This window comes from Aeromonas sp. QDB56 (assembly GCF_027705505.1).
Taxonomy (GTDB): Bacteria; Pseudomonadota; Gammaproteobacteria; order Enterobacterales; family Aeromonadaceae; genus Aeromonas; species Aeromonas caviae.
The window spans coordinates 1-12,186 of sequence record NZ_JAPDBZ010000125.1 but is presented as its reverse complement, the minus strand read 5'-3'; the positions used below and the strand labels follow the sequence as shown (position 1 = coordinate 12,186).

Annotated in this window: 9 protein-coding genes; 7 read left to right on the top strand and 2 right to left on the bottom strand. The window is 61.6% G+C overall.

What is annotated here, in order from left to right:
* Positions 1-85: 85 nt before the first annotated feature.
* Positions 86-967 carry a LysR family transcriptional regulator gene (locus tag OKB81_RS16130; protein WP_160838736.1) on the top strand — a complete coding sequence of 294 codons (882 nt, stop codon included), beginning with the start codon at positions 86-88 and terminating at the stop codon, positions 965-967.
* A gap of 176 nt (positions 968-1,143) precedes the next feature.
* On the opposite strand, the gene glpK is transcribed toward OKB81_RS16130, so the two are convergent.
* Both glpK and OKB81_RS16120 read right to left on the bottom strand, forming a co-directional pair.
* Complete coding sequence (gene glpK / locus OKB81_RS16125; RefSeq protein WP_010674229.1) at positions 1,144-2,646, bottom strand: glycerol kinase GlpK; 1,503 nt, start codon at positions 2,644-2,646, stop codon at positions 1,144-1,146.
* 55 nt (positions 2,647-2,701) lie between these two features.
* Positions 2,702-3,550: an MIP/aquaporin family protein gene (locus OKB81_RS16120; protein ID WP_042880435.1), complete on the bottom strand. Its 849-nt coding sequence runs from the start codon at positions 3,548-3,550 to the stop codon at positions 2,702-2,704.
* 490 nt (positions 3,551-4,040) lie between these two features.
* Here OKB81_RS16120 and glpT point away from each other — a divergent pair, with 490 nt between their 5' ends.
* From glpT to tyrA, 6 genes are all read left to right on the top strand, one after another.
* Positions 4,041-5,396: a glycerol-3-phosphate transporter gene (gene glpT, locus OKB81_RS16115; protein ID WP_270805315.1), complete on the top strand. Its 1,356-nt coding sequence runs from the start codon at positions 4,041-4,043 to the stop codon at positions 5,394-5,396.
* Positions 5,397-5,497: 101 nt separating this feature from the next.
* Entirely contained in the window at positions 5,498-6,256 is a 759-nt protein-coding gene (locus tag OKB81_RS16110) for a DeoR/GlpR family transcriptional regulator (protein WP_043155278.1), read from the top strand.
* Between the two features lie 448 nt (positions 6,257-6,704).
* Positions 6,705-8,192 (top strand): glycerol-3-phosphate dehydrogenase, encoded by a 1,488-nt coding sequence (glpD, locus tag OKB81_RS16105; RefSeq protein WP_043155281.1) that lies wholly within the window; start codon positions 6,705-6,707, stop codon positions 8,190-8,192.
* A 102-nt stretch (positions 8,193-8,294) separates the two neighbouring features.
* A complete protein-coding gene (gene glpQ / locus OKB81_RS16100; protein ID WP_160838732.1) occupies positions 8,295-9,374 on the top strand; it encodes a glycerophosphodiester phosphodiesterase in 1,080 nt (359 codons plus the stop codon).
* A 371-nt stretch (positions 9,375-9,745) separates the two neighbouring features.
* Positions 9,746-10,819: a 3-deoxy-7-phosphoheptulonate synthase gene (locus OKB81_RS16095; RefSeq protein WP_160838730.1), complete on the top strand. Its 1,074-nt coding sequence runs from the start codon at positions 9,746-9,748 to the stop codon at positions 10,817-10,819.
* 118 nt (positions 10,820-10,937) lie between these two features.
* On the top strand, positions 10,938-12,077 hold the full coding sequence (gene tyrA / locus OKB81_RS16090) for a bifunctional chorismate mutase/prephenate dehydrogenase (RefSeq protein WP_270698317.1): 1,140 nt from the start codon (positions 10,938-10,940) through the stop codon (positions 12,075-12,077).
* Positions 12,078-12,186 lie beyond the last annotated feature (109 nt).

The following is a 12,186-nucleotide window of genomic DNA, read 5'->3' as shown; positions in this document are numbered from 1 at the left end:
TGCGCGAGCAGCTATCACCCAGTAATGGGGATCCCCCTCCTGTGACGCGAAGCGCTAAGGTGGGGGAGGATGTCAATCCGATGAATTGACCCTGTTTGTGGCGGTGGTGGAGGCGGGCAGCTTTCGCCAGGCGGCGGAGAATCTCGGCATGGACAATTCCGTGGTGAGCCGCGGCATCAAGCGCCTCGAAGAGAAGCTCGCCACCGTGCTCCTCAACCGCACCACGAGGCGGGTCAGCCTGACCGAGGAGGGGAGCTGGTTCTATCAGCGAGCGGTGAAGATCCTGACCGAGATGAGTGAGGCAGAAGGATTGTTGCTGATGCGCCGGGAGCAGCCGGAGGGCATATTGCGGGTGGACGCCGCCACCCCCTTCATCCTGCATAGATTGGTGCCCATCATCGGCGAGTTTCGCCGCCGCTACCCCGCCATCGAGCTGCAACTGCACAGCTCCGAGGGCTTCATCAACCTGATGGAGCGGCGGGTGGACATGGCCATTCGCATCGGCGAGCTGACGGACTCCTCCCTGCGGGCCCTGCCGCTGGGCCGCTCGCGGCTGCGGCTGCTGGCCTCCCCCGACTATCTGAAGGCACGCGGTACCCCGCGCCAGCCGGCTGACTTGCTGGCTGGCCACGAGCTGCTTGGTTTTTTGCACCCCGATCACCTCAATCATTGGCCCCTATTGAGCGAGGAGCAGGGGGACAGGTTCGCCATCACCCCGACCCTGCGGGCCAGCAGCGGGGAAACCTTGCGTCAGCTGGCGCTGGCGGGGCAGGGGATCGTCTGCCTGTCGGACTTCATGACGGGGGATGACAGGGCGAGCGGGGCGCTGGTGGAGGTGCTGGCCCGCAGCAACAGCGGCGCCTCGCGCCCCATCCATGCGGTCTTCTACTCCGATGCCCAGCGGGACATCCGGCAGCGGGTCTGGCTCGATTTCCTGAAAGAGCAGCTCGGCAACCACGCGCTCTAGGCGTGTTCCGACAGGGCCAATCCCCTCCCGCCCTTCCCCTCCACGAGGAGGAGGGGCCATCATTCCCACTCCTCAAGGGGAGGGGGCCGAGGGGCTTGCTAGCGCCAATATAAAGAGGCCGACATCGCTGTCGGCCTCTTTGCTTTTTTCATCTCAAGGATGCGTCGGTTACCCCATCACTCCTCTTCGGCCCAGCGGCGTGAGCGTTCCACCGCCTTCTTCCAGCCGCTGTAGCGCTTGGCGCGATCGTCGCGGTCCATCTGCGGAATGAACTCGCGGTCCACGCTGAACTTGTCTTCCAGCTCTTCGGAGCTCTTCCAGAAGCCCACGGCGAGGCCGGCCAGGAAGGCGGCGCCCATGGCGGTGGTCTCGATACGGGTCGGACGCACCACAGGGGTGTGCATCATGTCAGCCTGGAACTGCATCAGGAAGTCGTTGGCCACGGCGCCGCCATCCACCTTCAGGGCTGCCAGCTTGATGCCGGAGTCCTGCTGCATGGCATCCAGCACGTCGCGGCTCTGGTAGGCGATGGATTCGAGCGCCGCACGGATGATGTGGTTGCGGTTGGCGCCACGGGTCAGGCCGACCATGGTGCCGCGAGCATACGGATCCCAGTAGGGGGCGCCCAGGCCCACGAAGGCCGGCACCAGGTAGACGCCGTTGGTGTCGCCCACCTTGCTCGCGAAGTAGTCGGTATCGCGGGCGTCGTGGATGATCTTGAGCTCATCGCGCAGCCACTGGATGGTGGCGCCGCCCATGAAGACCGCCCCTTCCAGTGCGTAGTTCACTTCCCCTTTCGGGCCGATGGCGACCGTGGTCAGCAGGCCGTTGCTGGAGCGAACCGGCTCGGTGCCGGTGTTCATCAGCATGAAGCAGCCGGTACCGTAGGTGTTCTTGGCCATCCCTTTTTCGAAGCAGAGCTGGCCGAACAGGGCGGACTGCTGGTCACCGGCGATACCGGCGATGGGGATGCGGGCACCGCCGCCACGGGTGGTGTAGCCATAGACCTCGGAGGAGGGTTTGACTTGCGGCAGCATGGAGGCGGGGATGCCCAGCTCGTCCAGCATGCGCTCATCCCACTTCAGGTCGCGGATGTTGTAGAGCATGGTGCGTGAGGCGTTGGTCGGGTCGGTGACGTGCACCTCGCCGTTGGTCATCTTCCACACCAGCCAGGTGTCGATGGTGCCGAACAGCAACTCGCCGTTCATTGCCTTCTCCCGGGCCCCTTCCACGTTGTCCAGGATCCACTTCACCTTGGTACCGGAGAAGTAGGCATCCAGCACCAGGCCGGTGTTTTCGCGAACGTACTCTTCCAGGCCCCGGGCCTTGAGCTCTTCGCAGATGGCCGCGGTGCGGCGGCACTGCCAGACGATGGCGTTGTAGATGGGCTTTCCGGTGGCCTTTTCCCAGACGACGGTGGTTTCACGCTGGTTGGTGATGCCGATGGCGGCGATCTGCTCGCTGTGCAGGCCGCTCTTGGCCAGCACTTCGGTGAAGACGGAGGACTGGGTCGCCCAGATCTCCATGGGGTCGTGCTCGACCCAGCCCGCTTTCGGGTAGTGCTGGGTGAATTCGCGCTGGGAGGTCGCGACGATGTTGGCGTCCTGATCGAAGACAATGGCACGGGAGGAGGTGGTGCCCTGGTCCAGCGCAACGACAAATTTCTTTTCAGCAGACATGATGTTCTCCACGTTTTTATTTTTCCACGTTGTTACACGTTGGGGAGGGCCGCTCTCAGGCGGCGGCCTCTTCTTTGTTAGACAGCTTGGAGGCTTCTTCGGTGGCGACGCGGTTGCCCGGGACGCAGGGAGCCAGCACTTTCACATACAGGGCGGTACCGATCTGGGCGCCGACGATGGGGCCAAGGATAGGGACCCAGAAGTAGGGGTTGTCACGACCACCGGTCAGGGCCACGTCACCCCAGCCAGCCACGAAGGCGAACAGTTTGGGGCCGAAATCACGGGCCGGGTTCATGGCAAAGCCGGTCAAGGGGCCGAGGGAGGCGCCGATCACCGCGATCAGGATGCCGATGAGCAGGGCGGCGGCGAAGCCTTTGGGGGCGCCGTTGTTGTTGTCACCCAGTGCCATGATGCCCAGCATCAGGACGGCGGTGATCACCATCTCGACCGCGAAAGCCTGCATGTTGGAGAGCAGGGCATTGGGGTAGGTGGAGAAGATGCCTGCGGTGCCGAGGCTCTCGACGCTGCCGCGCACCACGTTGTGGGTCAGCTCCCACTGGGTGAACAGGTTGCTGTAGAGGGCGTAGACCAGGGCGGCGGAGGCGAATGCCCCGGCTATCTGGGCGATGATGAAGGGCACCACCTTGCGCTTGTCAAAGCCGCAGAAGGTCATCAGTGCCAGGGTCACGGCAGGGTTGAGGTGGGCACCGGAGATGCCACCGGTGACATAGATGGCGATGGCGACACCCAGGCCCCAGGTAATGGAGATTTCCCATTGCCCGAAGTTGGCGCCAGCCAGCACCAGGGCGGCCACGCAGCCGACGCCGAAGAAGATCAGCAGGCCGGTGCCGATAAACTCGGCGAGGCACTCGCCAAGCAGGGTATTGGGTCTTTGTATGCTCATAGTTGTTATTCCTTATATCCACCCACAGTAGGTTTGATGTTCCGTTTTGTTATCTTTCATTCCCATTCATTGCGCCCGAAAACGTTTCTTCTTGTTTTTTGAGCTTGCGCAAACGTTATGCTCGTTTGCGCTCGTTCTTGGACGAGAGAGAAAATAAACCTTCTGCGTCAATTCACCATCCCCCCGCCACCGGAAATGTGGGCAAGATCCCATTCATTGCTAAGAAAATGTGACGAAAAGCAACAGTTGTCGGCCATATTACTCCTTAGTGAGTAGCCAAAAGCCACGCCATGCGTGGGCTGACCCTGGATGCGCGTTCACTCACAGCGTCACAATTTTTGTAATAAAACTGCAATAATTTAGCGCTCATCACAGATTAAATGTTCACAAATGAGCGCGATAGGCTCGCTTGCGAATCAAGACGCGTCTGATCGCCGGCATGAGCGGGGCGTCCTCAACCGCCCAGAACAACAATAAAAGGAAGCAGAACATGCTTAGTCTCTTCAGGCCTGCACCCCATATCGACCGGCTGCCGGCCGACAAGGTGGATCCCTTCTACAAACGCATGCGTTGGCAGGTGTTCTTCGGGATATTCTTCGGGTATGCGGGTTACTACCTGGTACGGAAAAACTTCAGTCTGGCGATGCCCTACCTCATCGAGCAGGGCTTCTCCCGCGGGGATCTGGGTCTGGCCCTCTCCGGCGTCTCCATCGCCTACGGTCTCTCCAAATTCCTGATGGGGAACGTGTCGGACAGATCCAACGCGCGCTACTTCCTCTCCGCCGGTCTGCTGCTCTCGGCAGGCATCATGTTCATGATGGGGACCATGCACTGGGCTACCTCCAGCATTGGCATCATGTTCGTGCTCCTGTTCCTGAACGGCTGGGCACAGGGCATGGGCTGGCCCCCCTGCGGTCGCACCATGGTGCACTGGTGGTCGCAGAAGGAGCGGGGTGAGATCGTCTCGGTCTGGAACGTGGCCCACAACGTGGGCGGCGGCATGATAGGCCCCCTGTTCATCCTCGGCATGGGCTGGTTCAACGACTGGCGCAGCGCCTTCTATGTGCCTGCGGCGGCGGCGGCGGCCATCGCGGTGATCGCCTTCTTCGTGATGCGCGATACCCCGCAATCGGTCGGTCTGCCCCCCATCGAGGAGTACAAGAACGACTACCCGAAGGATTACAACGAAAGCCACGAGCAGGAGTTCTCCGCCAAGGAGATCTTCATGAAGTATGTGCTGCACAACAAGCTGCTCTGGTACATCGCCATCGCCAACGCCTTCGTCTACCTCATCCGTTACGGCGTGCTGGACTGGGCGCCCACCTATCTGAAAGAGGCCAAGGACTTCAGCGTGGATCACTCCTCCTGGGCCTATTTCCTCTATGAGTGGGCGGGGATCCCGGGCACCCTGCTGTGCGGCTGGATCTCCGACAAGATGTTCAAGGGCCGCCGCGCCCCGGCAGGCATCCTGTTCATGGTGCTGGTGACCCTTTCCGTGCTGGTCTACTGGTTCAACCCGGCGGGCAACCCGACCATCGACATGATGGCCCTGGTCGCCATCGGCTTCCTCATCTATGGCCCCGTCATGCTGATCGGCCTCTACGCACTGGAGCTGACGCCCAAGAAGGCGGCCGGTACCGCGGCGGGCTTCACCGGCCTGTTCGGTTATCTGGGTGGCGCGGTCGCGGCCAACGCCATGCTGGGCTATACCGTTGACCACTTCGGCTGGGACGGCGGCTTCATGGTGCTCACCGTCTCCTGCGTGCTCTCCATCATCCTGCTGGCCATGACCCTCAAGCACGAGAACGAGTCGATTGCCGCCAAGGCGGCTGCCCATCAGGCATAAAACGTGATCCTGCCCTTATCGATTGGAAAAGGGATCAGGTACACTGCCAAAGGCCCCGCACCTGCCGGGGCCTTTTTTCGTCTCATCTGCGGAGTGCAAGCGTGAAGCAAACCCAACGACATCTGGAGATCCTGGACGTCCTGACCCGGCAGGGTTTCGTCTCGACCGACGATCTGGTGACCCATTTTGACGTCAGCCCCCAGACCATTCGCCGGGATCTCAACGATCTCGCCGAACAGAACAAGATCCGGCGCCATCACGGCGGGGCCTCACTGCATTCGAGCACCGTCAACACCGCCTACAGTGCCCGCAAGGTGATGCAGCTCAAGGAGAAGGAGCGCATCGCCCGGGAAGTGGCCGCCAACATCCCCGACGGCTCGTCGCTCTTTATCGACATCGGCACCACCACCGAGGCCATCGCCCGTGCCCTGCTCGACCACCGGGAGCTGCGCGTGGTCACCAACAACCTGAACGTCGCCAGCATCCTGACCGCCAAGGATGACTTCACCGTCATCATCGCCGGCGGCGAAATTCGCAACCGGGATGGCGGCATTGTCGGGGAGGCGACCCGCGACTTCATCGGCCAGTTTCGCATGGACTACGGCGTCATCGGCATCTCGGGCATCGACAGCGACGGCTCCCTGCTCGATTTCGACTATCACGAGGTGAAGATCGCCCAGGCCATCATCGCCCACTCCCGCCAGGTGTTCCTGGCCGCCGACCACACCAAGTTTGGCCGCAACGCCATGGTCAACCTCGGCAACCTCAGCCAGATCCACGCCCTGTTCACGGATCAGGAGCCGCCGGAGAAGCTGATGCGACTGATGTCCCAGCATCAGATCGCCTGCCATATCTGCTGAGCTTCCCCGCACAGGCATCAGGCCGCCTCGGGGCGGCCGCTTTTTTCCTGCCCCCTCCCGGCCTGCGGCGTCTCCCTTGCGGCGCCTAAGCGGCCAGTTCCTGGCGCTGACACACCTTCTTTGACCCCTGATGTTGCCCCCGCACTCGGGCGCCAGGTTTGCACCGACGCTAGGCGCCTGCGAGGAATTCACGCCATCGCCTTCATCACCTTGCCCCATGGGCACCCCCATCCGGCACTCTTTGTTCTCCTCCCTGCCCGAAATGGTTGTTTCCGACATGCCGTAGCCTTGCCAGGCCGTCACCGACTGGCAGCATTTTTAGCATTGTGAAAACAATCGCGATCACATTTCTCTCACGAAATGTTCGTTTATTGGTTTTTCATGTTCTAATATGAGCGAAATCAAACATTGCTGTCATGGCAAACACAAAATAAGAAAGTAGGTGAACATGAGCGAACATTATGATCTGGTCGTCGTCGGCGGCGGCATCAACGGGGTCGGCATCGCGGCAGATGCGGCGGGGCGGGGGCTGAAGGTGGCGCTGTTCGAGGCGAGCGATCTCGCCTCTGCCACCTCGTCCAACTCCAGCAAGCTGATCCACGGCGGCCTGCGCTATCTCGAACATTACGAATTCCGGCTGGTGAAAGAGGCGCTGGCGGAGCGGGAGGTCCTGCTCGGTATGGCTCCCCACATAGCCCGTCCCATGCGTTTTCGTCTGCCTCATCGCCCGCACCTGCGTCCGGCCTGGATGATCCGCGCCGGTCTCTTCCTTTATGACAACCTGGCCAAGCGGGACAAGCTCAAGGGGAGCTGCGGACTGCGCTTCCTGCCGCAGGACGGCCTCAAGAGCGGCATCAACAAGGGCTTTGAATACTCGGACGCCTGGGTCGATGACGCCCGGCTGGTGGTGCTCAATGCCATGCTGGCGCGGGACAAGGGCGCCGATGTCCAGACCCGTACCCGCTGCGTCAAGGCAGTGCGCGGATCCAAGCACTGGACCCTGACGCTGGAGCGGGAAGGGGGCGAGCAGTTCACCGTCAGCTGCCGTGGTCTGGTCAATGCGGCGGGCCCCTGGGTCAAGACCTTCTATGACGAGAGCCTGAGCGAGAAATCCCCCCGCGGCATTCGCCTCATCAAGGGGAGCCACATGATAGTGCCGCGCATCCATGAGCGCGAAGAGGCTTACATCCTGCAAAACGAGGACAACCGCATCGTCTTCGTCATCCCCTACCAGCAGGACTATTCCCTCATCGGCACCACGGACGTGGAGCACAAGGGCAGCCCGCGCGAAGCCAAGATCAGCGATGCCGAGATCAACTACCTGTGCAAGGTGGTCAATGCCCACTTCACCAGGCAGATAAGCCCGGCAGACGTGGTGTGGACCTATGCCGGGGTGCGCCCCCTGTGTGACGACGAGTCCGATTCACCCCAGGCGGTGACCCGGGACTACACGCTCGAGCTCAGTGGTGAATCCGACGGCGCGCCGCTGTTGTCGGTGTTTGGCGGCAAGCTCACCACCTACCGCAAGCTGGCCCAGGCCGCCTGCAACAAGCTCAAGCCCTGGTTCAGCCAGATGGGAGAGGACTGGACCGCCTCCTGCCGGCTGCCCGGTGGCGAGTTCGACTGCTCGGTGCGTGAACTGGCGCGTGCCTTTGCGCTGGAATTCGGCTGGCTCGACGATCGCAGCGCCCTGCGCATCGCCGAATCCTATGGCGCTCATGCCCGCCTCTGGCTGAAGGAGGAGCGCGGCCAGCACTTTGGTGCCGGGCTGTATGAATCTGAAGTGCGTTACCTTATCGCGCGCGAATGGGCCTGCAGCCTGGAAGACATTCTGTGGCGCCGCAGCAAGCTGGGGCTGCGCCTGTCTGAATCCGAACAGCAGCAGCTCGGTGCCTGGCTGCTCGAGCACCACCACGCCCTGCCCGAAGCCTGCTGATGACCCATGGCGGGCGGCCTTTGCCGCCCGCCGTCAAACTGCAATAAACCCCTGCTATAACAATTACCTGCATCCTACACACCATAACAACGAGATCTCTTGATGAAGCAACCTCACCGTACCCTGATAGCCCTTGGCCTCGGGGCTGCCCTGGCGCTGCCCGCACTGGCGGCCGACGAAGGCAAAATCGTGATCGCCCACCGGGGTGCCTCCGGTTACCTGCCGGAACACACCCTGGAATCCAAGGCCCTGGCCTATGGCATGGGCGCCGACTATCTGGAGCAGGACCTGGTGATGACCAAGGATGACCAGCTGGTGGTGATGCACGATCACTTCCTTGATGGCATCACGGACGTGGCCGAGCGCTTCCCCGGCCGGGCCCGCCCGGACGGTCGCTACTATGTGGTGGATTTCACCCTGGACGAGGTGCGCTCCCTGCGCATGACCGAGCCGTTCCAGCTGGTGGACGGCAAGCAGGTGCTGGTCTATCCGGCGCGCTTCCCGCTGTGGAAGTCCAGCTTCAGGATCCACACCTTCCAGGAAGAGATCGAGATGATCCAGGGGCTCAACAAGAGCACCGGCAAGCACATCGGCATCTACCCGGAGATAAAAGCTCCCTGGCTGTTCCGCCACGAGGGCAAGGACATCTCCAGGGCGGTGCTCAAGGTACTGAAGGAGTACGGCTACACCAGCAAGAGCGACAAGGTCTATCTGCAGTGTTTCGATGCCAACGAGCTCAAGCGCATCAACAGCGAACTGATGCCCGCCATGGGTATGGACTTGAAGTTGGTGCAGCTGATGGCCGAGACCGACTGGAACGAGACCATGGTCTATGACGCCAAGGGCAAGGCGACCCCCTACAGCTATGACTGGATGTTCAAGCCGGGGGCCATGAAGACCATCGCCACCTATGCCGAGGGGATAGGTCCCTGGAAACCCATGGTGGTGACCGAGCCGGGCACTCCCGGCAAGCCGGTCTTCACCGGCATGGTGAAAGAGGCCCATGCGGCCGGCCTCAAGGTGCATCCTTATACCTTCCGTCAGGATGAGGGGCAGATCCCGGCCTATGCGAAAGACTTCACCGACCTGCTCAACATCTTCCTCTACCAGGCCGATGTGGACGGGGTATTCAGCGACTTCCCCGACAAGGCGGTCGAGGCTATCAAGGCCCACGGCAAATAATAAAAGAAGAGCAACACGGGAATGCAAGCGGGGCCAGGTGCCCCGCTTTTTTGTGCCCGGCATTATCGCCGGGATGAGGGGCCGGATAAGGGGTCATGAGAGGGGGCAGAGAGATGATATTGAAATGGATGGGTGTAATAAAATGTTTACGATTTGGGGCTGTTCTGGCCTTGCGAGTCGCTACTTTTGAGTTGCTTCACTCTGCTTTCTTGGTCATTTATCCATCTGTCAGCGTGTGAAGACGCTAGTTTCACTTGATTGTTTGTTTTTCCTTGGTAAGGTGGGGGCGGTTGCGTAACAAAGTGCTGACTTGTGTAAACAAAAGTGAACGATCAGCGCCCTTGGCTTGAAACAGTAGAGAGAATGAGAAGATGCAAAGAGATCCCCTGAACAACATCCATATCCAGTCCGAACAAGTGATGATCACGCCTGCCCAGCTCAAGGAGAAACTGCCCATCTCCGATCGCGCGCTGGCATTCGTGCAAGGGGCCCGCAATACCATCGCCGACATCATCCACCGTCGCGATCACCGCCTGCTGGTGATCTGTGGTCCCTGCTCCATCCACGACATGGACGCCGCCAAAGAGTACGCAACCAGACTCAAAGCGCTGCATGACGCCTATCAGGACTCTCTCTACATTGTCATGCGGGTCTACTTTGAGAAGCCGCGCACCACGGTCGGCTGGAAGGGCTTTATCAACGATCCGAACCTGGACGGCACCTTCGACGTGGAGCTGGGTCTGCACCGCGCCCGCGAGCTGCTCTGCTGGCTGGCTGAGCTGGAGTTGCCGCTGGCGACCGAGGCGCTCGACCCCATCAGCCCGCAATACCTGGCGGAGCTCTTCTCCTGGTCGGCCATCGGTGCCCGCACCACCGAATCCCAGACCCACAGGGAGATGGCGTCCGGCCTCTCCATGCCGGTCGGCTTCAAGAACGGCACCGACGGCAACCTGGGCACCGCCATCAATGCGCTGCAGGCCGCCTCCAGCCCCCACGCCTTCATGGGGATCAACCAGCAGGGTCAGGTCGCGCTGCTGCAGACCCAGGGCAACCCGGACGGTCATGTGATCCTGCGTGGCGGCAAGCACCCGAACTACGACTCGGTCAATGTGTCGCTGGCGGAAGAGGCGCTGGAGAAGGCGGGCCTGCTGCCCGGTCTGGTGGTGGATTGCAGCCACGGCAACTCCAGCAAGGATCACCGGCTGCAGCCCAAGGTGGCCGAAAACGTCATTCACCAGATCCAGGAGGGCAACCGCTCCATCATCGGGGTGATGCTCGAATCCAACCTGTTCGAAGGCAACCAGTCCAGCGAGCAGCCCAAGTGCGAGATGCGCTACGGCGTCTCCATCACCGATGCCTGCATCGACTGGGAGACCACGGATGCGCTGCTGGCCCGCTGCCACAGCCAGCTGGCGGCACCACTTTTGGCCAGAACATCGGCATAAGCCGTGGTATCTTGTTGCAACTGATTGAACCATCGAGGTATCACTGCCCACGCAGTGATACCTTGTTGCCTCTTGAATGACAGGGCGTCGCTGCGGGCGGCGCCAGCAGGGACTGGACATGGCGAAAGAGTTGAATGCCCTCAGGGACAAGATAGATGCGGTGGACAAGCAGCTGATTGATCTGCTGGCCGCTCGTCTCGCCCTGGTGGGGGAAGTGGGGGAAGTGAAAAGCCGGCACGGCTTGCCCATCTATGCACCGGATCGGGAGGCGAGCATGCTGGCCCGCCGCCGCGCCGAGGCCGAGGTACTGGGGGTGCCGGGGGACCTTATCGAGGACGTGCTGCGCCGGGTGATGCGCGAGTCCTATATTCTGGAGTCCGCCAGCGACAAGGAGCACCACTTCAAGTGCATGAAGCCTGAGCTCGGCAAGGTGGTGATCATCGGTGGCCAGGGGCAGCTTGGCCGCCTGTTCGGCAACCTGTTCAGCCTCTCGGGCTACCGGGTTGAAACCCTGGGGCAGGCCGATTGGCCACGCGCCGACGAGATCCTGCACGGCGCCGGGCTGGTGATGGTGGCGGTGCCCATCGACGTCACCTGCCAGGTGATCGACCGGCTCGGCAACCTGCCGGCGGACTCTCTGCTGGTGGACGTGACCAGCGTCAAGAGTGAACCGCTTGCCCATATGCTGGCGGTACACCAGGGGCCGGTGCTGGGGCTGCACCCCATGTTCGGGCCGGACGTGGCGAGCCTCGCCAAGCAGGTGATCGTCTGCTGTCAGGGACGCGATCCCGTCGCCAGCGAGTGGCTGCTGGAACAGATGACCATCTGGGGGGCGCGTTTGCAGCAGGTGGAGGCCAGGGCCCACGACGAGGCAATGACCTTCATTCAGGCGCTGCGCCACTTTGCTACCTTCGCCTACGGCTGGCACCTCTCCCGGGAGCAGGCCAACATCGACCGTCTGCTTGCCTTAAGCTCTCCCATCTACCGGCTGGAGCTGGCCATGGTGGGACGGCTGTTTGCCCAGGATCCCCATCTCTACGCCGACATCATATTGTCGTCGCCCCAGAACCTCGCGATGATCCGCCGCTACTACCAGAACTTCGGCGAGGCGCTGGGCCTGCTGGAGCGGGGCGACAGGGAGGGCTTCATCGAGGCCTTCAGCCAGGTCTCCGGCTTTTTCGGCGAGCGGGCGGAGGAGTTCCTGCGCGAGAGCCGCACCCTGCTGGCCCAGGCCAACGATCGTCGTCATCACGGCTGATGCACAAAGATATCCATACAAAAGGGGCCTGATGGCTAATGCCGATCAGTTAAGGATCCATTGACCGATCCTCAGGCTGTGTAAGAATCCGAAACTCCTTGTTGGGTTT